The sequence below is a fragment of the Plesiomonas sp. ISS29 genome (genome assembly GCF_056522795.1).
The window spans coordinates 2,259,250-2,282,365 of record NZ_JAWRZQ010000001.1 but is presented as its reverse complement, the minus strand read 5'-3'; the positions used below and the strand labels follow the sequence as shown (position 1 = coordinate 2,282,365).

General features: G+C 44.5%; 16 protein-coding genes, 4 tRNA genes and 1 CRISPR repeat array (1 of these 21 cut by a window edge). Of the genes, 19 read left to right on the top strand and 1 reads right to left on the bottom strand.

The genetic code is table 11. The features are described 5' to 3' along the window. The first annotated feature begins 4 nt into the window (after positions 1–4). Together AC1HDJ_RS10295 and AC1HDJ_RS10290 are read left to right on the top strand one after the other, a co-directional pair. On the top strand, positions 5–790 hold the full coding sequence (locus tag AC1HDJ_RS10295; protein ID WP_479535678.1) for a YchF/TatD family DNA exonuclease: 786 nt from the start codon (positions 5–7) through the stop codon (positions 788–790). 369 nt (positions 791–1,159) lie between these two features. Further along, positions 1,160–2,332 (top strand): MFS transporter, encoded by a 1,173-nt coding sequence (locus AC1HDJ_RS10290; RefSeq protein WP_479535676.1) that lies wholly within the window; start codon positions 1,160–1,162, stop codon positions 2,330–2,332. 62 nt (positions 2,333–2,394) lie between these two features. Here the strand turns inward: AC1HDJ_RS10290 and AC1HDJ_RS10285 are convergent, their stop codons facing one another. Then, positions 2,395–2,715, bottom strand: coding sequence for an HI1450 family dsDNA-mimic protein (locus AC1HDJ_RS10285; RefSeq protein WP_479535673.1), 321 nt, complete (start codon positions 2,713–2,715; stop codon positions 2,395–2,397). A 319-nt stretch (positions 2,716–3,034) separates the two neighbouring features. Between AC1HDJ_RS10285 and AC1HDJ_RS10280 the strand changes: the two genes are divergently transcribed. The 17 genes from AC1HDJ_RS10280 to cas6f all read left to right on the top strand — a co-directional run bounded on the left by AC1HDJ_RS10280 (position 3,035) and on the right by cas6f (position 20,911). Beyond that, a complete protein-coding gene (locus tag AC1HDJ_RS10280) occupies positions 3,035–3,445 on the top strand; it encodes a hypothetical protein (protein ID WP_479535671.1) in 411 nt (136 codons plus the stop codon). A 99-nt stretch (positions 3,446–3,544) separates the two neighbouring features. Continuing rightward, on the top strand, positions 3,545–5,536 hold the full coding sequence (locus tag AC1HDJ_RS10275) for an FUSC family protein (protein ID WP_479535669.1): 1,992 nt from the start codon (positions 3,545–3,547) through the stop codon (positions 5,534–5,536). A 225-nt stretch (positions 5,537–5,761) separates the two neighbouring features. Beyond that, positions 5,762–6,721: a LysR family transcriptional regulator gene (locus tag AC1HDJ_RS10270; RefSeq protein WP_479535667.1), complete on the top strand. Its 960-nt coding sequence runs from the start codon at positions 5,762–5,764 to the stop codon at positions 6,719–6,721. Between the two features lie 160 nt (positions 6,722–6,881). Continuing rightward, the gene (locus tag AC1HDJ_RS10265) at positions 6,882–7,949 is read left to right on the top strand and encodes a porin (protein ID WP_479535665.1); all 1,068 of its coding nucleotides are present in this window, start codon (positions 6,882–6,884) and stop codon (positions 7,947–7,949) included. A gap of 220 nt (positions 7,950–8,169) precedes the next feature. Further along, positions 8,170–8,257: transfer RNA gene (locus tag AC1HDJ_RS10260), tRNA-Ser, on the top strand. A 170-nt stretch (positions 8,258–8,427) separates the two neighbouring features. Continuing rightward, a complete protein-coding gene (uvrY, locus tag AC1HDJ_RS10255; protein ID WP_479535663.1) occupies positions 8,428–9,072 on the top strand; it encodes a UvrY/SirA/GacA family response regulator transcription factor in 645 nt (214 codons plus the stop codon). A 3-nt stretch (positions 9,073–9,075) separates the two neighbouring features. Continuing rightward, positions 9,076–10,899 carry an excinuclease ABC subunit UvrC gene (gene uvrC / locus AC1HDJ_RS10250; RefSeq protein ID WP_479535661.1) on the top strand — a complete coding sequence of 608 codons (1,824 nt, stop codon included), beginning with the start codon at positions 9,076–9,078 and terminating at the stop codon, positions 10,897–10,899. A gap of 57 nt (positions 10,900–10,956) precedes the next feature. Beyond that, positions 10,957–11,502 carry a CDP-diacylglycerol--glycerol-3-phosphate 3-phosphatidyltransferase gene (gene pgsA / locus AC1HDJ_RS10245; protein WP_479535659.1) on the top strand — a complete coding sequence of 182 codons (546 nt, stop codon included), beginning with the start codon at positions 10,957–10,959 and terminating at the stop codon, positions 11,500–11,502. A gap of 169 nt (positions 11,503–11,671) precedes the next feature. Continuing rightward, a tRNA-Gly gene (locus tag AC1HDJ_RS10240) sits at positions 11,672–11,747 on the top strand. Positions 11,748–11,807: 60 nt separating this feature from the next. Further along, positions 11,808–11,881: transfer RNA gene (locus tag AC1HDJ_RS10235), tRNA-Cys, on the top strand. A gap of 26 nt (positions 11,882–11,907) precedes the next feature. Next, positions 11,908–11,993, top strand: a tRNA-Leu gene (locus tag AC1HDJ_RS10230). 696 nt (positions 11,994–12,689) lie between these two features. Then, complete coding sequence (cas1f, locus tag AC1HDJ_RS10225; protein ID WP_479535657.1) at positions 12,690–13,679, top strand: type I-F CRISPR-associated endonuclease Cas1f; 990 nt, start codon at positions 12,690–12,692, stop codon at positions 13,677–13,679. After that, positions 13,676–17,053, top strand: a complete 3,378-nt coding sequence (gene cas3f, locus AC1HDJ_RS10220) for a type I-F CRISPR-associated helicase Cas3f (RefSeq protein ID WP_479535654.1) — start codon at positions 13,676–13,678, stop codon at positions 17,051–17,053. The genes cas1f and cas3f overlap by 4 nt, the downstream gene beginning before the upstream one ends. A gap of 14 nt (positions 17,054–17,067) precedes the next feature. After that, a complete protein-coding gene (gene csy1 / locus AC1HDJ_RS10215) occupies positions 17,068–18,330 on the top strand; it encodes a type I-F CRISPR-associated protein Csy1 (protein ID WP_479535652.1) in 1,263 nt (420 codons plus the stop codon). Beyond that, positions 18,327–19,217: a type I-F CRISPR-associated protein Csy2 gene (gene csy2, locus AC1HDJ_RS10210; RefSeq protein WP_479535650.1), complete on the top strand. Its 891-nt coding sequence runs from the start codon at positions 18,327–18,329 to the stop codon at positions 19,215–19,217. The genes csy1 and csy2 overlap by 4 nt, the downstream gene beginning before the upstream one ends. 14 nt (positions 19,218–19,231) lie before the next feature. Further along, complete coding sequence (gene csy3 / locus AC1HDJ_RS10205; protein ID WP_479535648.1) at positions 19,232–20,263, top strand: type I-F CRISPR-associated protein Csy3; 1,032 nt, start codon at positions 19,232–19,234, stop codon at positions 20,261–20,263. 9 nt (positions 20,264–20,272) lie between these two features. Then, positions 20,273–20,911, top strand: coding sequence for a type I-F CRISPR-associated endoribonuclease Cas6/Csy4 (gene cas6f, locus AC1HDJ_RS10200; protein WP_479535646.1), 639 nt, complete (start codon positions 20,273–20,275; stop codon positions 20,909–20,911). Between the two features lie 152 nt (positions 20,912–21,063). Beyond that, positions 21,064–23,116: direct repeats of the CRISPR family, unit length 28 nt; unit sequence GTTCACTGCCGCATAGGCAGCTTAGAAA; it runs 739 nt beyond the window's last position.

Sequence of the window (23,116 nt, the reverse complement as noted above, 5' to 3'; positions counted from 1 at the left end):
CACTGTGTTTTTAATTGATTCCCATTGTCATCTTGATGGGCTGAATTACGAGACCCTGCATAAGGATGTCGATGCCGTACTGGACCACGCAAAAGCGTGTGGGGTAGGGCATGTCCTGAGTGTGGGCGTTACACTGGAACGCTATCCGCAATTAAAAGAGATGGTAGCGCACCGTGACGATGTCTCTCTTTCTTGCGGTGTGCACCCGCTTGATCTTGATACACCGTTTGATGCCGATCAGTTGCGTCAAATTGCCGCAGAGCCTCAGGTTGTGGCGCTCGGTGAAACGGGTCTGGATTATTACTACAGTAAAGACACGGTTGAGTTGCAGCAGCGTGTGTTTCGCGAGCATATTCGAATTGCTCGGGAAGTGGGTAAACCATTGATTATTCACACCCGTGATGCTGGTGACGATACTCTGCGTATTTTGCGTGAAGAGAACGCACAAGAGTGCGGCGGGGTGATCCACTGTTTTACCGAAACGGCTGAGTTTGCACAGCAGGCGTTGGCGCTCGGATTTTATATCTCGGTTTCCGGAATTATTACCTTCCGCAATGCTCATGAGCTGCGTGAAGCGGTACGTGAAGTACCGTTGGATCGTTTGCTAGTGGAAACCGACTCGCCTTATCTTGCGCCTGTACCATATCGTGGTAAAGAGAATCAGCCTGCATATGTCAAAGATGTTGCTGAGTATGTAGCTACCCTGAAAGGTGTTTCTCTTGAAACGCTGGCAACCACCACGACCAATAACTTTACCCGTTTATTCGCTACCGCGAAAATTGGGCATTAATCACCGATTACGCATTATTTACATACGCTATGCTGGCTCAGTGTCGTGTTGAGTCAGCATTTTTACTCTTTATCCCTGTATTTTATCTGGTTTTTTTCTGTTTTTCCTTTTGTGATCTTCTGATATCCCGCCTGTTTTTGTCATCTCTGTTTACACCCTTTTGCAGCATGATGAGGCTTTTTAGCGTATCTTTTAATAGATCTTTTAGCATATGGAAAAAATGCGGCGTTAGATGTGCACTGCGCGAGATCTGTTCATCCTGCCTGTGGGTTGTCGGCAACACATTTTTTAATTACCGCACAGCCTAATCTATACCTGATATAGAGGTGTTGCCGTGAGTTGGCATATCTTCATGATTGAGTAACTGTTATGCCGTTATTGTCTCATCAACTGTTATCTGGCCGTTTGGCCCGTATTTTAATTCCCTTATTGATTGGGGTTTTTCTCAATACTGTGGCTTTATCAGAACTAAATACGCTGGTACCACTGTGGTTAAGCAAAGCAGATATTTCTACATGGCAAATAGGTATAGTGACTTCAGCTTATTATGTTGGCACATTAGCAGGTTCTCTGTTTGCCGGACGCTGTGTGATGGCCTTGGGATATACCCGTAGTTATCAGCTGTTTTGCCTGCTGTTTATTCTGTTTTGTGCCGGATTATGGTTGCCTGAACACGTTATTACATGGAGTTTAGTGCGTTTTTTGGTTGGGTTTGCCTGTGCGGGAATCTGGGTATCCATAGAGAGCTGGTTACTGACACTGGGGGAACCGAGTGAGCGCGGGCAATTGCTGGCCGTGTATATGGTGATCTTTTATCTGGGATCAGTTGGTGGTCAGCTGATGTTAACTGCTACAAATTCGCATTTTTCTCCGGCAATGTACTGGATTTGTGCGTTGATGTTTCTGGCGGCATTACCGCTTCTGACAGTTAAAAATGAGCGCATGAGCACTCAAGGTGAGGCCGTCCGGTTGCTGCCGATATTAAAACTAAAATCTGCTCGTATCGGGATGATTGGTTGTTTACTCTCTGGTGTGGTGCTGGGCTGCCTGTACGGTCTGTTGCCACTGTTTTTAGAGCATATCAAAATGGATGATGCCGAAGTCGGGCGCTGGATGGCGTTGTTAATTTCAGCGGCTATTATTGGCCAAATTCCGATGGGCAAGCTGGCCGACAAATATGGCCGGAATATCGTACTGCTGTTGCAAGTGGTGATTATTCTGGTTTGCACCTGTTGGCTGATGCTCGATCATGCACGTTGGGTATTAGCTATTGCGCTGGTAGGAATGGGGTTTGCCGCGTTTACCTTGTATCCGATAGCCATGGCGCAAGCTAGTGAGCAGGTTGAGAAACACGAAATGGTGGCAATGAATCAAACACTGTTACTGAGCTATACACTGGGCAGCTTAAGCGGGCCGCTGATCTGCGCGCTGATGATTGAGCTGATGGGTTACAACGGTTTATTTGCTCTGATAGCACTGGTTAACGTACTGTTTATGGTGATGTTGTTGCGCCAGCCACGCCGCCGTGCGGCAATAAATTAACGAAATAAATAGCTGATAGGGCAGAGATTGCCCTATCAAATGTGGTTAGTTAGCTGATTAATTTACTGTTTCCACTGAATATGGCACTCTTTATACTCTTTATGACGATTCAGCAGCACTCGCGCAAAAACATCATCAATCACATCGTCTTCATTGACTAAACCGATCACAATCTCAGCATAAGTATCAACATCTGTTGGAATACCCATTTCGCTGCTCCAGTCTTCGCTCAGATCAGCGAGTTCCGCTGCACCACGATCTTCAAACTGCAAATTGAACAGAATAATATCAGCAGGATCAAGATTGTCAGATGCAAGTTCTAGAAAAATGTCATATGCATTATCAATCAGCTCATCTTCAGTCCAGCATTGTTGTTCGCTCATTTTTCTCTCGGCATTGTTAGCTATAGGAAATTCACTTGGCTATTAAACCATTAAATGTGTGTTTATCCCATATTTATGCTGCGGGTATGCCGCTAGACGACGCGGTTGAAACGAAAGGCGGGACACGATCTTTCACCGAAGATGAATAGAGATAAATGTATTATCGGTCACACTTTTGATTTAATTTGTAACACAATATAGTCATAGGGATACTTTAGATTTCTGCTTATTGGGCGTACGATTTACTGCTTATGTGCCCTGTTGCACACTCGTATTTATGGTTTCTCTCACCCGATTCAATAAGTGGCTATCACATATTATGAGCAATAAATGGGTTTCCCCTTTTGTACTGACTTACGGCGCAGTGTATCTGCTGTTTATCTGTCTTGATGGCATATTCTCACTGTTTATTGATATCAGTGAAGTGGCTATTGGTGTCGGATTATCAGGCTATTTTTTTGCGATGAAATATGCCGTACGTCGTATCCCCAAAGGTGAAGCATTTTTTCAGCGCTCAGTTATTGCTGCATTTATCACCACATCACTGATTAATGTATTGGCAGTAGGCATTATTCTGTTGATGCTGATTTCCGGTGGATTCTATATTTCTGAAATGGCACCGTATTTCCCCCCTTCTATGATGGTTGAGTATCAGATTTTTTCACTGTTTTTTATCATTTTGGGTGTGAAGTACTACGGCAAACAAAAAATAGAACGTTATAGCAATTAATACGCTTGTCTTTTTTACCGGAAGTTATCCGGTATAGTTAATGTCTTACGTGCTGCTGATCAGGCAGCGCGTTACCGTGGTAAATAATAATAATATTGTATGAAAAAGTTGTTTTCCCGCCTGCTTGAATGGTTACCCAGCCGTGCTGACTTGCCTGATGGTGTTCGTATCTCAATTCCTATGATGCTGATTTTACTCATTTGTGTCTGGGCCGGACAACCTGCTGCCGGTGTAGGTGGCCTGATCACCGCATGGCTGGTGGGCGTGCTAGGGCGCGATCTTTCTTATCCTAAGCGGGCAAAACTGTTATCTCTTTCCGGTGTGATCTGTATTCTGGCCACCGTGATCGCACAGTTTTATGTTCTTTCCCCGTGGCTTGGCATGTTGGTGCTCTCTCTGTTTGGCATGATTTATGGCCTGATGGGAAATCAGCGTAAATACATTCAGTTAATTGCCTACAATTTTGGCTTCACTCTGATCATGGCACTGCACTTTGCCCAAGAGGGGATTCACTGGCAAATCATACTGGCCGCGAACTCGGGTGCCGTATTTTTAGCGCTGTTTTTCTCATTGATTGGTTGGTTTGGTGGCTCTGCACGTCAAGGCGAACGCTTGCTGCTGAACGTTGATCACCACCTTGCTGAATATGTACAAAGTTTAGCCTCACATGCCTTTACTGATCCGTGCCAAACATTACTGCAGCGCGAACGTTTTGACACTGCACTGGGTGTACTGGCTAATTGGTTACGCTCTATTCCTGTTACGCTGCGCAGCCGCCGTTATTATCGCGAATTTAAAGCCATGCTCGCATTTTCTGGTGGGTTAAATAGCCTGGCTCGTACACTGTATGAACTTGATCAACATGACAAACTCGCGTGGGATACCCGCAAATGGTTAATGGCCGTCAGCAGTGCGATTCGTACTCAGCAACTTGAATTACCCGAGTTTCATGCAGAGCAGGGCAGTGAAGCTGCTTTATCGGTTGCTTTATCAGTGAGTAGCATTCAGCAGACATGGCAACAAAAAAATCAGCGTTTACAAAATACGCTGACATGCTGGAATAAAGATGAAATAGAGCGGGTATGGCCGTGTGATAGAGTCAGCTTTATTGAAAACATCAAAACAGCCTGCCAGTGGGGATCGCGTGAAGTGCAACACGGTCTGAGAATGATGGTAGTGATGACTTGTGCGCAGAGTCTTGCTCTCTATTTTCATGTTCAACAAGGGTATTGGATTACCCTGACCGCCTTTATTGTGCTTTTGACCGCGCCATTGGGAGCGGCACAAAACCGCATTCGATGCCGTTTTTATGGCTCATTTATGGGCGGAATGCTGGCATTGGGAACGCTGGTGTGGGTACATAACAGCCCGATTATTTTGGTATTGACCTGCATTGTCACCTTTATGGCCTTTGCAACCTATTATAAAACACGCTATGAAGTTCATGTATTTTGGCTGACGATGCTGATCGTATTTGCCATTGCACAGATGAACCCGACCGAGCCTGTGATTGCGCTGTATCGTGTATTTGACACTCTGTTAGGTACTGCACTGGCATTTTTGTCTATCCACCTGATTATGCCTAGCTGGACACGCTTGTGGATTGACTCACATGTTATCCGCTTCATTAAACAGGAAATATTACTGTTATCAGCAATTACCCAACACTCTGATAATGTGCATGTTTATCTTTGGCAGGCTAACCGAGCCTACCGGAAATTGCATGAAGAAGTGAACTACCTGCATCTTGAACCCAATGCTAGCCCCCGTAATCTGCAAGATTGGCGTTCACTGCTGTTACTGCTTGTCCGTTTGCATGATGCAATTCAAAGTTTGTATGAACAACAGCAAACACAAGTTGTCTATACGGAATATGCTATGCACAACCCGCAGGATGAATCGATTAATTTACGAATTGATCATCTTGCGCAATGGGCTGCTGCATTTCCGCTGCGTCATCAAGCGATTGTAGTGCCAAAAATGGCATTACCTGCAGAGCCGCAACATACTTTCTGGCGGTTATCGTTAATTGATCGTGATTTGAACCAACTTTTTAACTGGCTAGATCATCAGCGGCCATTTACACTTTAATAAAACAACGTGTTATAAATATGCGTGGGAAAATAAACTATCTTTATGAAATAAATGGATTTATTGGTGCAATTCGTTCTATTGAACTATCTTTCATGTACATAATTATGCCAAAGAGGTGTGCTGATTTTCTGAGTAAGAAAAAAGCACACTTCTTTAACGTGAGTAATCCTGTATTATTCGGCAGATTTTTTATCTGAAGGTCTCAGTGAAGGAACGATTCAGATGCGCTTTAAATTAGATGACATGATGTTATTTATTCGGGTGGCCGAAAAACTCAGCTTTAGCCGCGTAGCTGAAGAACTTGATATTCCACAACCAACGGTGAGCCGCCGAATTCGCTATTTCGAAGATCAGCTACGCCAGCGGTTATTTGAACGTACCACACGACAAATTCAACTCACTGAAATAGGCCAGGGTGTTTTAAAACACTGTTATTCTGTATTAGATGAAATTAAAGAGCTGGAAAACTTTATTGATGAAAGCCATCAAGACGTTTCCGGTGAGCTGGTGATTGCCTCTTCGGCACGCGTTGGATCACAATTAGCGAACTTTTTTCTATCCGATTTTTTAAATGCTTACCCACATGTCAGCATTGTGCACAAGCATATACAGATGCAAGAAGGGTATGGTGATTTTGACGGCGATATTCTGCTCAGCCAGCATAAACCAAGTAACGGAAATCTCATTGCGCAACGAATGAGTACTGGGCGTCGCTCATTTTATGCCTCCCCGGCGTATATTGAGAAATTTGGTTTGCCACAAAGCCCCGAAGAGTTTATTAAACATAAGTTCGTTATGTTTGATGATGGATTTTTACCTCCTGATACAATTAAATATTCCTTATCTGACGGGACGATACGTGAACAAAAGGTCTGCGGATCACTCACTTTTTCTAACGTAGAAAATGCCTATGGCATGGCATTACAAGGCCATGGAATTATCTGGTCACCGTTTATTTTAGCCTGCAAAGATGTTGAGTTAGGGAACATAATTCCCTTATTTGACGGGCAGTTCGGTCTTGATTTGCCGTTTTATGCGGTATACCGATCTCGCCGTAACCAACCGGCCAAAATAAGGTGTTTCATTGATATGTTGAAAACATCATTTGAGCAAATTAATCAGGATAATTATTCAAAATTCGCATACCCCTATACGCTGAGTGATATAGATGAACGCAGATAGCTAGTTTACATTCTTCGCACTCTCTTCATTTTTGGCACTAAAGATTAAATATTGTAATGAATTAAATCTATTACAGTATGTTCTATTTTAAGTGTCAAAAATAATGAGTTTCATCAGGCATTATGCCAATAAAAATGGAAAAGCAGTGAGGATAACTACTATGAAACGCAATCTACTTGCCATCGTCATCCCAGCACTTTTGGTTTCAGGTGCGGCTCAAGCAGCTGAGATTTACAACAAGGATAATAATAAAGTTGATTTCTACGGCCGTGCGGTAGGCTTGAACTACATGTCTTCTAACGAAGGTCAGCGTGGTGATCAAAGTTATGCTCGTTTTGGCATTAAAGGTGAAACTCAGATCAACGAATCTCTGACGGGTATCGGTCTGTTTGAATATAACTTGCCAGCTAACAGCGAAAGCGACAATGAAGTTCGTTACGCTTATGCTGGTCTGCAACACAATGTTTACGGTGGTATTTCATACGGCCGTCAAGATGGTTTGATGACTATCGTTAACGATTACACCGATATCCTGCCAGAGTTTGGTGGTGATGGTCTGGGTAAACAAAATGACAGCTTCGGTACTGGCCGTACTGATGGCATGCTGAAGTACATGATCCAAAGCAATGGCTTTATCGGTGGTCTGCAATACACTACCGCTAATGAGCAAGACATGATCAATGGCAAAGACCAAACTGGCGACGGTTATGCGGTTGCATTTGGTTATGAGTCAGAAGACATGGGCTTTGGTAGTTTCGGTGGTGCAATCTCTTACACCAGCGCGAAGAAAACTGATGACCAGACTAGCTTCTCATCATTTGGTGGTAACGGTGATGCAGAAATTACTGCAGCTGGCCTGAAATACAAGTATGGCAACGTATATGCAGCAATGACCTACTCTGAAGGCCGTAACAACTTCAAAGGTCAAAATCTTAGCAACGAAACCGGCTACTTCCATAAAATGCGCGGTTATGAAGCTGTTATCCAGTATCAAGCGCAGATTGAGCCATCAATCGCTTATGTTCGTACTGATGTAAAAGATAGCGCGTTGAACATTAACGATGCTTACAACGAATACGTTGATATCGGTGCAACTTACCACATGAACGACAACTTCCGCGTTTATGCTGATTACAAAATCAACTTGCTGGATGAGAATCAGTTCACTAAAGCTAACAGCTTGAACACTGATGACATCTTCGCAGTGGGTCTGCGTTACGATTTCTAATTTAATCCACTGTTACGCTTTTCTTTGCGTGAAACCAACCAGATTTCTGGTTGGTTTTTTTATCCGCGTAAATCGTCTTTAAAATGGCATTATTGCTTAAAAATAAATCGGTTAAACAAAACGTGTCGAAATAGAGTTGACACTTTTCCCGATATCACTTAAATTTAGCCCCGCTTCAGAGGTGATGTCATTCACCTTCGCTCAAACAAATCATTCCTGCGGAGGGGTGGCCGAGCGGTTGAAGGCACCGGTCTTGAAAACCGGCGACGCGAAAGCGTTCGTGAGTTCGAATCTCACCTCCTCCGCCATCTTCGCTTTATCTTATCTCTTACTTATAAAACCCCAGAATATTCTTAAAAAACACCATTCTTCGCTATTTATCCCGCTAACTATTCTAAATTGCAGTTAAACCAAGTAACATGCCAATTTATTCTGCATAATGTCGCAGAGTCACCTCACCGTTATTGGAGATGGTCGATTGATTAGCGTTTTTCTGGTAGATGATCACGAATTGGTGCGCGCGGGTATCCGCCGTATTCTTGAAGATGTGAAAGGCATCAAAGTCGTCGGAGAGGCACATTGCGGGGAAGATGCAGTTAAGTGGTGTCGTACAAATAATGCCGATGTTGTGTTGATGGATATGAACATGCCCGGTATTGGTGGCCTAGAGGCTACCCGCAAGATGCTGCGCTATAACCCTGATGTAAAAATTATTGTACTCACCGTTCATACCGAAAACCCGTTGCCGACAAAAGTGATGAAAGCTGGGGCCGCAGGGTACTTAAGTAAAGGTACAGCGCCGCAAGAGATGCTCAACGCCATTCGTACCGTATGCTCAGGTCAGCGCTACATAGCACTTGATATCGCCCAGCAAATGGCCTTAAGCCAAGTTATGCCAGATTCAGATAACCCTTTCAGCACGTTATCTGAACGTGAGCTACAGATAATGATGATGATCACTAAAGGGCAGAAAGTAACTGAAATTTCAGAGCAACTTAACCTTAGCCCAAAAACGGTGAACAGCTACCGTTATCGTATGTTCAGTAAACTGAATATTAATGGCGATGTAGAGCTAACTCATCTTGCACTCCGGCACGGCATGTTAAAATCTGAAAAGTTGTAATCTGTGTTTGATGCCAAAACGTTTCTAAAAACCGTGGTAAATCAGCCCGGTGTGTACCGTATGTACGATGATGCGGGCACTGTGGTGTATGTTGGGAAGGCGAAAGATCTCAAAAAACGCCTTTCCAGCTATTTTCGTGCCAATTTACCCAATAAAAAAACCGAAGCTCTGGTCGGGGTGATTCACAGTATTGATGTTACTGTTACCCACACAGAAACCGAAGCCTTACTGCTTGAACACAACTACATCCAGCTTTACCAACCGCGCTATAACGTGCTGCTGCGCGATGATAAATCCTACCCCTATATTCTGCTTAGTGCGCATAAACATCCCAGAATCAGTGCCTACCGTGGTGCTAAGCATGCCAAAGGTGAGTATTTTGGCCCGTTTCCCAGCTCCTCTTCCGTTCGTGAAACACTGATTTTAATGCAGCGGATCTTCCCGTTGCGCCAGTGTGAAGAGAGTGTTTACAGCAACCGTTCCCGCCCCTGTTTACAATACCAAATTGGCCGTTGCCTTGGCCCTTGCGTAAAAGGCTTGGTCAGTGATGCGGATTATCAGGCCTGTGTGGCAGATGCTCGGCTATTTTTGCAGGGAAAAGATCAGCAGGTGATTAACGGGTTAGTTGAACGGATGGAAACCGCCAGCCATGATTTACGCTTTGAAGATGCCGCTCGATTGCGTGATCAAATTTTGGCCGTACGTAAAGTGACAGAAAAGCAGTTTGTATCGGGTGATAGTAATGATCTTGATGTGATTAGTGTGGCTTACGATAACGGCATGGCCTGTGTGTATGTGCTGTTTTTACGGCAGGGAAAAGTGCTTGGCAGCCGCAGTTATTTTCCCAAAGTACCGGCCAATACCCCGCTAGATGAAGTGGTTGAAACCTTTATTGGCCAGTTTTATCTGCAAGCCAATGAATCACGAACACTTCCTTCAGAAATTTTACTCGATTTTCATTTGATGGCCCGTGATCTGTTAGCCGATTCTATTTCAACGCAAGCGGGCAGAAAAATAACAATACAGGATAACCCGCGTGCAGAGCGGGCGCGTTATCTCAAACTGGCCAGAACCAATGCACATACGGCTCTAGCTTCTAAGTTGGCACAACAGAGCACGATACATCACCGCTTAAAGGCGCTGGCCGCGTTTTTACAGATCCCCGAGATTCATCGTATGGAGTGTTTTGATATCAGCCATACGATGGGCGAGCAGACTGTTGCTTCTTGCGTTGTGTTTGACTGTAACGGCCCGCTGAAATCTGACTATCGCCGTTATAACATCACCGGCATTACACCGGGCGATGATTATGCCGCGATGGAGCAGGTATTACGCCGCCGTTATGATAAATCTCTACCTCCTGAAAAAGTGCCCGATATTATTTTTATTGATGGGGGAAAAGGGCAGCTTGGTAAAGCGATTCAGATTTTTGCACATCTGGCAGTCGATTGGGATAAAACACACCCACTATTGATTGGTGTTGCTAAAGGCGCTGATCGTAAAGCAGGTTTAGAGACACTGATTTTAGCCAAAAGCGGTCAGAGTGTGTCATTATCACCCGATTCACCAGCACTTCATGTGATCCAGCATATTCGTGATGAGTCACACAACCATGCTATTACCGGGCATCGAAAAAAACGCGCTAAAGTAAAGAGCAGCAGTGCGCTAGAGGAGATCGAAGGCGTTGGGCCGAAACGCCGCCAGCAGTTATTAAAGTTTATGGGGGGGCTTCAGGCACTCAAGAATGCAAGCATCGATGATATTGCCCGCGTTCCAGGTATTTCAGCAAATTTAGCAGAAAAAATCTTTCTGGCGTTGAAACACTGAGCAGCTTGTAGCACCATAGGCGTTAGCCACTTATCTCACTAAAAAAGCTACCTAATTATGCAGTTTAATATACCAACCTGGCTGACACTGTTTCGTGTAATTCTTATCCCTTTCTTTGTGGTTGCCTTTTATTTACCATTTCAATGGGCACCTGCGGTCTGTGCACTGATTTTTGTGATTGCTGCAATCACAGATTGGTTTGACGGCTTTCTGGCCCGCCAGTTAAAGCAGACCACCCGATTTGGCGCTTTTCTTGACCCAGTAGCAGATAAAGTAATGGTTGCCGTTGCGCTGGCGCTGGTTGTTCAGCACTACCATTCGATTTGGGTAACGTTACCGGCCGCAACTATGATTGCCCGCGAGATTATTATCAGTGCGCTTCGTGAGTGGATGGCCGAGTTAGGTAAGCGTAGTAGTGTTGCTGTGTCATGGTGGGGAAAGTTTAAGACAATGGCCCAGATGTTTGCGCTATTAGCGTTGCTGTGGCGGCCAACCGAGTGGGTGGTGATTGTGGGTATGGTTGCGTTATATATTGCAGCAGTACTGACATTTTGGTCTATGTTCCAATATCTTAGGGCTGCATGGTCTGATTTGATGTCTTAATCATCAATTGGATCAAAAAATAACCGAACGAGTTGAAATTTAAGAAAATAGTGTTGACTCATTACCACGAATCAGTAGAATGCATCGCATCAGGTAGCGGCGCTGACATCAACAAGAAATGTTGTTGCTAACAACAAAAAGTTGAGGTTAACAAAGTGAACTGAAGAGGGCGGGAATAGCTCAGTTGGTAGAGCACGACCTTGCCAAGGTCGGGGTCGCGAGTTCAAGTCTCGTTTCCCGCTCCAAAGATTTAAAATTATCATGTATGAGTATAACAATACTCAATATGTGATAAGGCAACTTTCGGCGCGTTAACAAAGCGGTTATGTAGCGGATTGCAAATCCGCCTAGTCCGGTTCGACTCCGGAACGCGCCTCCAGAACCTGTAAGGGTAGCTATCACAAGGCCCGGATGGTGGAATCGGTAGACACAAGGGATTTAAAATCCCTCGGCTTATGGCTGTGCGGGTTCAAGTCCCGCTCCGGGTACCATCTTGTGAAGCAGAGTAAATCAACGGTTTACTCAACAAATCAACCACCTACAAGGTGGTTTTTTTGTATCTAAATTTTGAGTTAAACCATTATAATACAATCACTTATAAAATAAGCGGTTAATTACACCCGCTTATTCCCACCTAAATCCTTCTTTCTATCCCCTAAAAAACCACTCAAAAAGCTATAACCAAAAAGAATATAATTGATGTTTTTTTGCTCTTTCGGTTATTTTCCTAAAACGTTTCCTAAAATGAATTTTTTACGGCTTTTTCCTATTCACTTTTTATTCGCGGATTATTCACTTTCAATTTGTGAAGAATTTTCACCGCCCATCACAACAACCTTAGATACTTTTCTATCGTAGCGACGAGTTTGTGATGCATTCATATGCCCAGATATGTGTTGCTTAAATATTAGGACTCTTGTTTTTCCATTTTAGATAAGTGATAAGTAATTCTGTTACTTCTACGGCTGTTTTATACCGATAAAAGTGTTTAGCTATCCAATTGATATATGACTTTTTTAGGCTCTTCATGAAATAAAGTTCATACGGCCAGTGCTCTTTTACCACTGGAACATGATTTGCCTATTTCTGAGTTGCTACTGGCTGTATACCTGAATAGTAACTTAACCTGATTGAATCTCAGTAGTAACCGAATAGGTGTAAAGAATTATAAATAGGGGGCATAAGTAATGGATGACCTATCTTCCTTGGATCTTAAAGTGATCCTGCATTCAAAGCGCGCCAATATGTATTACCTAGAATACTGTAGGGTGATGCAAAAAGATGGTCGAGTTCTCTATCTAACTGAAGCAGAAAAAGAAAACCTCTATTTCAATATTCCGATTGCTAATACTACAGTACTGATGCTTGGCAATGGCACCTCAATTACCCAAGCCGCAATGCGCATGCTCTCACAAGCAGGTGTCTTAGTCGGGTTTTGTGGTGGCGGTGGTACGCCATTGCACATGGCTTGTGAAGTGGAGTGGTTCACGCCACAGAGTGAATATCGCCCGACAGAATACCTACAAGGCTGGCTCTCATTCTGGTTTGATGATGAAAAACGCTTGGCGGCCGCTAAGCAATTTCAAAATGCTCGAATTGATTACTTGCAGCGCGTTTGGCGATCAGACCGAGAATTAACGCTGGAGAAATTTAATCTGCAAGATGAAGTGATAAAGCAATCACTTGAAACATTCCATCAGCGTACCGAATCTGCCAGCAAACCTGCCGATCTGCTCCTCACTGAAGCGCAACTCACCAAAGCACTCTACAAGTATGCCGCCAATAACACAGGCAAAGATGGTTTTACTCGCCAGCATCAGCCAGACAAAAAATGCACCGACAAAGCCAACGATTTTTTGAATCACGGTAACTATTTAGCCTATGGACTCGCCGCAAGCTGCTTGTGGGTGCTTGGCATCCCTCATGGTTTTGCTGTTATGCATGGCAAAACCCGAAGGGGAGCCTTAGTTTTCGATGTGGCTGACTTAATTAAAGATGCCATTGTGCTGCCCTGGGCATTCATCTGTGCCAAAGAAAATGCTACCGAGCAAGAGTTTCGCCAACAAATTCTGCAAGCCTTTATTGAACATAAAGCACTCGACTTTATGTTTGAAACCGTGAAATACGTCGCGCTGCAAGGTCAAAGCAAAGAAGAGAGTGAGGATTGCTCGTTATGATGGTCACTTTCATCTCACAGTGTGAGAAAAACGCGCTTAAGAAAACTCGGCGTGTGTTGGATGCGTTTGCCAACCGGATTGGAGATAACACGTGGCAAACCTTAATCACGGAAGAGGGGCTGTTAACAGTCAAAAAAATGCTACGCCAAACGGCAAGCCGTAGCACCGCAGTGAGTTGCCACTGGCTCCGTTCTCGTTCTCGTAGTCAGTTTTTATGGGTAGTGGGTAACAAAAAGAAGTTTAATTTTGAGGGAATTGTGCCGGTTAATAGTACAGAGAAAGATTTATTCAATAGTGAGTATGAAAGTGACTGGAAATACCTTCCTCTTATCAAAGTACTCGCTGGCATGGCCGCTTTGCTGCACGATTGGGGTAAAGCTTCTCTGTTGTTTCAGGAAAAATTAAACCCAGAAATTATAACTAAACATAAAGGTGATCCGTTACGCCATGAGTGGATATCTTGTCTGCTATTTCATCAATGGGTTTCTAGTCAAACGCGCGAAAATCATGATGAAACTTGGTTGAACTCGCTGATTAATCAAGGTATTGATGAATCTTGCTTTAATCCCAAGGCGTTAGAAAAAGAGAAGGCATTTGCTGAGTTGCCTGTTGCGGCTTCACTGCTTGCTTGGCTGATAGTGTCTCATCACCGATTACCTTTACCCAAAGAACAAGAGTTATGTTTACAACAGCGTGAAAAAAGTAATGCCTCGTTGGCTGAACTACTTGCCAGAATTACCCCAGCATGGGGCTATGAAAACCGCTTTGATGAGTACAATGCGCTGCTGCCTAAATGCTTTGAGTTTCCGTTGGGGCTGCTCTCCAACTCACCGATTTGGCTTACCGAGCTTAAACGTCGTGCGAAGGATCTATTGCATCACCTGCCTTTGCTAGAGCAATCAATGAATGATGGTAGTTGGCGGGGGATTTTACATCATGCGCGTTTGTGTTTGATGCTCGGTGATCACTATTACTCTTCACAACCGAATAATCATCAATGGAAAACGTCGATAGAGCTATACGCTAACACCGATCCCGCCACCAAAGCGCGGAAGCAAAAGCTGGATGAGCACTTAGTGAATGTCGCTAAAGTAGCAGCGAATACGGTGAAGTTACTGCCTTTTTTTGAAACCGAGCCGCTAAAAGCCACGGCGCTCAGTGAGCTTGCACCTAAGGTTAAAACGCCTAAAGCATTTCGTTGGCAAGACAAAGCGGTACGCAAAATCAATGAGTGGCGTGAACACACGGAAGATAAAAGCCAAGGCTATTTTGTCGTGAACATGGCCAGTACCGGTTGTGGCAAAACCATCGCCAACGCCAAAATTATGCAGGCGTTATCTGAAGATGGTGAAAGCCTGCGTTTTATTCTGGCACTTGGCTTGCGCACACTCACTTTGCAAACTGGTGACGAATATAAAGAACGGCTCAAACTGCAAGAGAGCGACTTGGCAGTGCTTATTGGCTCTAAGGCAATTTCGGAGTTACATAAATCGGGCAAGGCGGTTGAAATTGACGACATTGAACCTGAACAAGCTGATGATGGTTCTGAGTCTTTGGAAAGTCTTCAAGATGAAAACGATGTTTTGGATTGGCAAGGTGTGTTGCCTGAAGAAGAACTCACTACCGTTTTAACCAAAGAAAAAGATCGTCAATTGCTGTATGCCCCGGTACTGGTGTGCACCATAGATCACATTATGGCTGCGACGGAAACCAAACGGGGTGGGCGTTATATACTGCCTTGCTTGCGTTTAATGTCATCAGACTTGGTGATTGATGAAATTGACGATTTCACGGGCGATGATCTGATTGCGATTGGCCGATTAGTGCATTTGGCTGGCATGCTAGGGCGCAAAGTGATGATTTCTTCAGCCACTATACCGCCGGATTTAGCACTTGGCTTATACAATGCTTATCGCCAAGGCTGGGCAGTGTTTGCGGCCAGTCGTGATCGAACTACCAGCATTAATTGTGTTTATGTCGATGAATTTAGTACGGATGCACAGATGGTTGGCTGTGATGATCCTGACTTAGCCGCCTATGAGGCTTTCCAACAACGTTTTATTAATAAACGAATCTGTAAACTAAAACAGCAAATCGCTAAGCGTAAAGCTCACATTATTCAATGTGTTAAGCAGGATAGTCAGCCGCTTGAAAAGCAGTATTTCGAGATAGTAAAACAAGCAGTTTTGGATAAACATCAGCACCACTGCACATTAGATCCAGAAAGCCAAACATGGGTTTCGTTTGGCGTGGTGCGCCTTGCCAATATTCAACCTTGTGTCGAATTAACCCAATACCTACTCAGCTGTGATTGGCCAGCAGATACTGAAGTGCGCTGCATGGCATATCACAGTCAGCAAGTGCTGTTGCTGCGTCATACTCAAGAAAAGCATTTGGATGAGGTACTCAAGCGCAAAGAGAAAACGGGAGAATTACCTATTGCGTTTGCTCATCCAGTGATTCGTGAACATCTAACAGCTTGCCAAGCGAAAAACCTGATTTTTATTCTGGTAGCGACCCCCGTAGAGGAAGTGGGGCGTGACCATGATTTTGACTGGGCCGTGATTGAACCTTCTTCTTTCCGTTCGATAATTCAAATGGCCGGTCGTGTACGAAGACACCGTGATGGAGAGATTCTGGAGCCCAATATTGGCTTGTTGCAATACAACGTCAAAGGCTTCAGGGGGGGAGAAGAGCGAGTATTTAACCACCCAGGCTATGAAACAGATAAAGCCACTCAGCTCGTCACTCATGATTTATGCGAGTTAGTGGATGAAAAGTCATTGCTGCAATCGGTCAATGCCATTGTACGTATTCAAAAGCGAGCTGCGCTAGAACCACACAATAACTTGGCGGATTTAGAGCACTATGCAACAGAGAAAACCCTTGGCACTGATCAAATTGGCAAACCTCAGCAGGCCAATATAAGTCGTCAGGATAGATACAACAGTCGTAATCGTCGCAACAGCTCGCCGCAGTCATTTTGGAATGAGCATCTACATGGTCATATTCACGGCTACTGGTGGCTTACCGCATTACCACAATACTTCAAACGCTTTCGTAAAAGTGAGCCCACAGTACAAATCTATTTCGTCAAAAAAGAGCGCAGCGTCGAGTTTTGCCTGCGTGAAGAGCAAGGCGGTTTACATCCAATTGAACGCACCTTAAATATTGAACATCAGCCGCTTGCGCCAGAGCTGCAGCAAAAACTCTGGCTACAACGCAATTACAGTGAGCTAGTTAGCTTATACAGCTCAAGTACTGAGCAGGAGTTTGCGACGTCAGTTCGGTATGGCGAAATCAGTTTTATCTACCGTGAAGGTAATCAGCAATACAGCTATAACGACCAGCTAGGATTGGTTAAGGTCAAATAATGGAGGGGAGTAGCGTGTTAGATCCCGCAATAGCCACCTTTTTTGCTGAACGCAAAGAAGCATGGCTGAAGAAAAACATCAGTGCAGCGATGCAAAATTCAGAAGTACTGGAAAAACAACAGGAGTGCGAAAATAACTTTTTGTTAGCCAACTGGTTACCTGATGCGGCCAAAAGGGCGGGGCAAATCTCAGTTGCTTCACATCCTTGTACTTTTAGCCACCCGAGTGCACGGAAAAATAAAAATGGCTATGTGTCATCTATTGTTGCCAAGAATAAATCACGGACTGATGGTTTTCTTCGCTCCGGTAATGTGAGCGTTGAGCCAGATGCTCTTGGTAACGCTGCGGCATTAGATGTATACAAGTTTTTGAGCTTAGAGATGAGCGACCAACGTTCTTTGCTTGTACATATTGAGCAAGAGAGCGAGTTAGCTCGTCAGCTACTTGATGTGTCAACGTGTGATTATCAGACACTACGCGATGGTTTCTTAAAAATGGTCGATAGCGACCAAGAAACGGTATCCAGCTCGAAGATTAAGCAAGTCTATTTCCCGATAGCTGATGGTGAATATCATTTATTGTCGCTATTGACTCATTCCGGCCATCTTTTTGAATTACGTAAACGTCTCGATGCTCTTAGGTTTGGTGATACGGTAAAAGAGGCAAGAGAGTGCAAAAAAGCTAATGAATTTCACCCAGCTGGTTATCAAGAGATATTTGGCCTAACCACGATTGGTTTTGGGGGGACAAAACCGCAAAATATCAGCGTGCTTAATAACCAAAATGCAGGTAAGGCGCATCTGCTAGCCTCCATGCCACCCGAGTTAAAACCCCGCGATATCCATCTGCCAAAAACGGATTTTTTCAAAGAGAGTTTTACCGCTTGGCAAGCCAAAGATGTGCTTGAAGCGCTACATAGACTCTTCCTCACCGACTACAACAACATCAATATCCGTGATGGGCGCGACTACCGCATTCAGCAATATGTTGATTTGGTGATTGAAAAAATGTGGCAAGTGCGTCTGTTTCTTAAGGATTATTCAGGTGAGTTGTCGAGTGCATTACCATTAGAACAGAGAGTCTGGCTCTATCCTGAGTTTGAGCAACAGCGTAACCAAGAGGATGAGTGGCTCGATAAGCTTACTCGCCACATTGCCCGTGGCTTAATCAACCACTACAGCCGCAGCAAAGTTATCGCCAATCCCGTTACATTGGCTGACCAAGAGCTGCTGGCGATTGAGAACGTGGTTGCCAGCAATAAGGATAACTTGCGATGAATGTATTAATTCTTCCGCATCTAAAAATTCATAACGCCAATGCGCTTTCAAGCCCGTTTACCATAGGCTTTCCGGCCATGACCGCATGGTTAGGCTTTGTGCATGCCTTAGAGCGCAAGCTGAACCAATCAGGTTTATCTGAATTAATGCTGGAAAGTGTCGCTGTGGTTAGCCATCACTGTAATTTGCAAACCCACAAAGGTGAGGGCGATTTTGTCCATTCGATTATCGGTACAGGTAATCCACTCGATAAGGATGGTTCACGCTCGGCATTTATTGAGGAAGCTCGCTGTCACTTAGATGTGTCCCTCGTCATTGAGTGGAGTGGCAATGACGAGGCGCTTCATCAGGCAGACTTTGCGCAGCAGTTGCAAGCAGTGATCGCGACAATGAAAGTTGCAGGAGGAGACGTTCTCACTATGCTGCGCCCATTTAATCAATCCATTGATATTGAAAGTGATCAAGAGGCCCGAAGGTTACTCAATCAATTGATGCCAGGTTATGTGTTGATCGAACGTCGCGATTTAATGATTGAAGCGATGCAGCGAGGCGATGACGCGTTAGATGCGCTGATTGGTTACCTCACTGTACACCATGGATGTGAAAAGCTTGAAGATGAAAGTGTTGTTTGGCGTAGTCAGCGCAAAACGAGTGGCTGGATTGTGCCGATTGCCACCGGTTTTCAGGGCATTTCACCATTAGGTGAGGCAAAAAATCAGCGCGATCCGTCAGTGCCGCATCGTTTTGCCGAAAGTGTGGTCACACTGGGTGAATTTGTTATGGCGCACAAAATCAAAAATCTCGATGACATCCTTTGGCAATACCATACCGATTTAGAACACGATCTTTACCTTTGTCAGCAAGTGAATGCTATTAACGAATATTAATAAGGAATAACTCCATGGCTAAAAATAACGATACCGCCTCAGTATTAGCATTTGAAAAAAAATTAGTGCCATCCGATGGCTATCTCTTCGGTTGCAACTGGGAAATGAAAGACCAAGCAATCCCTTTAGCCCTGCAAGAAAAATCGGTACGTGGCACCATCTCCAATCGCTTAAAAGCTGCAGTGCAAAATGATCCCACTAAGCTGAATGCTGAAGTTGAAAAAGCAAATTTACAGCGAGTGGATGCTTGCGCTCTCGGACAAGCGCAAGATACCTTAAAGTTGCTTTTCACTCTCAAAGTATTAGGTGGGCTCGCCCAGCCTTCGGCTTGTAATAATGCGCAATTCAAGCAGAGCTATAGTGCTGCGGTTGAGCAGTACATCACCAAGCATGGCTGTTTTGAATTGGCAAAACGCTATGCCACCAACCTTGCCAACGCACGTTTCCTATGGCGCAATCGAGTGGGTGCAGAAGATATTGAAGTGCAAGTCAAAGCATTGAACAAAGGGGCAGAGCACGCGTGGACCTTTAATGCTAAACAATTTAGTACTCGACACTTTGATCATAACGATTCACAAATTAATAGTTTGGCCGACAGAATTGCACAGGCGCTCGCCAGTGAAGCCGATCATTTGATACTGCAAATTGACTGTTACGCCAAGGTCGGTAAAGCGCAAGAAGTCTACCCAAGTGAAGAGTTAGTCCTCGATAAAGGCAACAGCAAAGCCAAGAAAAGTAAAATTCTTTATGCAATCAATGACCATGCAGCGATGCACTCACAAAAAATCGGTAACGCTCTGCGCTCAATTGATACTTGGTACCCAGAATACGCATCCGAAGAGCAAAGCGCAGGAGCAATTGCAATTGAGCCTTATGGGGCTGTAACTAATTTAGGTAAAGCATTTCGCACTCCTAAAGATAAGCAGGACTTTTACACATTCTTCGATAAGTGGGTACGAGGTGAAAGCTTACCTCGTGAAGAGGATGAACATTACGTGGTAGCTGTCTTAGTGCGTGGTGGTGTATTTGGTGAAAGTGATAAATAGGTGGCAGTGATGAACTACTACCAAGAAATTACCTTATTGCCAGATGCCGATATTTCGTTGGGTTTTCTTTGGCAAAATGTTTTTCAACAGGCCCATATTGCACTGGTTGAGCACAAAGTGGGCAGCAATCAATCATTCGTTGCGGTCGGTTTTCCTGAATATCGCCAAGCACAATTTCCGCTGGGCAGTAAGTTGCGTCTATTTGCTAAGGAGCAAGCGACACTGGAAAAGTTGGCCATTCATCAATGGCTAAACCGGTTAGAAGATTATGTGCATATCAAAGGGATCAAACCGGTACCGAACGATGTGACTTACGTAAGCTTTGTGCGCAAACAGGTAAAATCGCCGGAGCGAATAGAACGAGATATGCAGCAAAAAGCCGCATTATGGGCAGCTAAATCTGGTAAACCACTAGAGGAATGTTTAGCGGATTTAGAACACAGCAAACCGACAGCATTGTGCCCTTTGCCGTTTATTTACTTGCATAGTCAGCAAACTAAGCAGCGTTCACCAGATAAAAACAGCAAGTTCCCGCTGTTTATTGAAATGCATCAACAAAGCGCATCACAAGATGGGGGCTTCGATTGTTATGGTTTGAGTGCCAAAGCGAATGGGCAGCCAGTTTTGGCTACCGTTCCACACTTTTAAATTGAACTAAAAGGTAAGTTTTACCTTGTATTTTCGATCTTTAAAAATGTGATTTAAATACAATAGGTTGCAATAGGTGGTTTTAAATAGGTAAAAATGTAATTTTTATCCTAACTGTCTGTTGCAACTTATTTTTATTGATTTATTCTACTGTTCACTGCCGCATAGGCAGCTTAGAAATTTTCAGGCATGCGCAAGATCTTGGCGGTTTCGTTCACTGCCGCATAGGCAGCTTAGAAAGCAAAAAACCAAAGGAAATACGCAATCTTTTCGTTCACTGCCGCATAGGCAGCTTAGAAAGCCGCGAGTTAGTTAATCGTCATAATTTGAACCGTTCACTGCCGCATAGGCAGCTTAGAAATATTGCGCGATATTCAAGCAATCTTTCCGCGCGTTCACTGCCGCATAGGCAGCTTAGAAATTGCCAAAGCGCCCTGATCTAAAAGTGATCATGTTCACTGCCGCATAGGCAGCTTAGAAATTGAGACAGTGATTATCCATGAAAGTGGTGAGGTTCACTGCCGCATAGGCAGCTTAGAAAGCAGCTTGTTGCCTTGGTATTCCAAGTGCTTAGTTCACTGCCGCATAGGCAGCTTAGAAAGTCCCAGTCCGTTGCGTACCGCTTTAGCGTTGGTTCACTGCCGCATAGGCAGCTTAGAAAAGCCCGCTTATCAGTCCAACAGCCTCGGCTATGTTCACTGCCGCATAGGCAGCTTAGAAATTAGAAAAGGCGGCTTAGAATTGGCTGAAGTCGTTCACTGCCGCATAGGCAGCTTAGAAATACTGTTGGTCGACTAACTCCTGTGATCTCGCGTTCACTGCCGCATAGGCAGCTTAGAAATTTCCACCGATACGCGTAAGCTCACCAGCCATGTTCACTGCCGCATAGGCAGCTTAGAAACATCATAAAATTTACAAAAGTTCTCATTAACTGTTCACTGCCGCATAGGCAGCTTAGAAATAATAAACCTTGGCCTACCCCTGTTCCGTCACGTTCACTGCCGCATAGGCAGCTTAGAAAGTTGATGGTCAAATGTGGCCAACAACAATAACGTTCACTGCCGCATAGGCAGCTTAGAAAATTGAAATGGGAAAACTTATTCAGCTTGGTGCGTTCACTGCCGCATAGGCAGCTTAGAAAGTTCCGCCCTGCCCGTGACCGATTAGATGATGGTTCACTGCCGCATAGGCAGCTTAGAAAATATACGCAATGTTGTTAGCCGTAGTGATTGCGTTCACTGCCGCATAGGCAGCTTAGAAATGATGTGGTTTTAGTTAGCCAGTACTGAATCTGTTCACTGCCGCATAGGCAGCTTAGAAAAGACAAGGACAATTTAGAAAAGGCTTTGCTTGGTTCACTGCCGCATAGGCAGCTTAGAAAGTCATTACAGTCTGCTGTTTTGGGTAGCCGCGGTTCACTGCCGCATAGGCAGCTTAGAAAGCATCGATAATCTTAATCTCGATAGGTTTTTGTGTTCACTGCCGCATAGGCAGCTTAGAAAAATTAGTGAGCAGCCTGTCATGGGTTTGTTTGGTTCACTGCCGCATAGGCAGCTTAGAAATTGATTGGGGTGATAAACTGAGTGCACCAGCGGTTCACTGCCGCATAGGCAGCTTAGAAAACTAAAATCACCGGCATCGACCCGCCAGATCAGTTCACTGCCGCATAGGCAGCTTAGAAAAAAACGTAGCCTGTGCAGTAGCGGCTTTGTAAGTTCACTGCCGCATAGGCAGCTTAGAAACATTGGCGAGTATGCAGAGATCACAACATCAAGTTCACTGCCGCATAGGCAGCTTAGAAACTCTCAAAAGAGCTATCAGATGTGCAATCTATGTTCACTGCCGCATAGGCAGCTTAGAAATGAACAAGTTATTAAAAAAATCAGCTATAGCAGTTCACTGCCGCATAGGCAGCTTAGAAATTATTGGCGGTTAGCGATACGAATTCGCCGTTGTTCACTGCCGCATAGGCAGCTTAGAAAAGTTGTAGGGATGTAAGATGATGCGAAAGGTAGTTCACTGCCGCATAGGCAGCTTAGAAAATTACAGAAAACGCGGCCACTAGCATCGATCTGTTCACTGCCGCATAGGCAGCTTAGAAATCATCAGATACCTGTCTTAAGCCAGTGCAGTAGTTCACTGCCGCATAGGCAGCTTAGAAAGGACGGGTCGTTTTGACCTCCAATGCGAATTTGTTCACTGCCG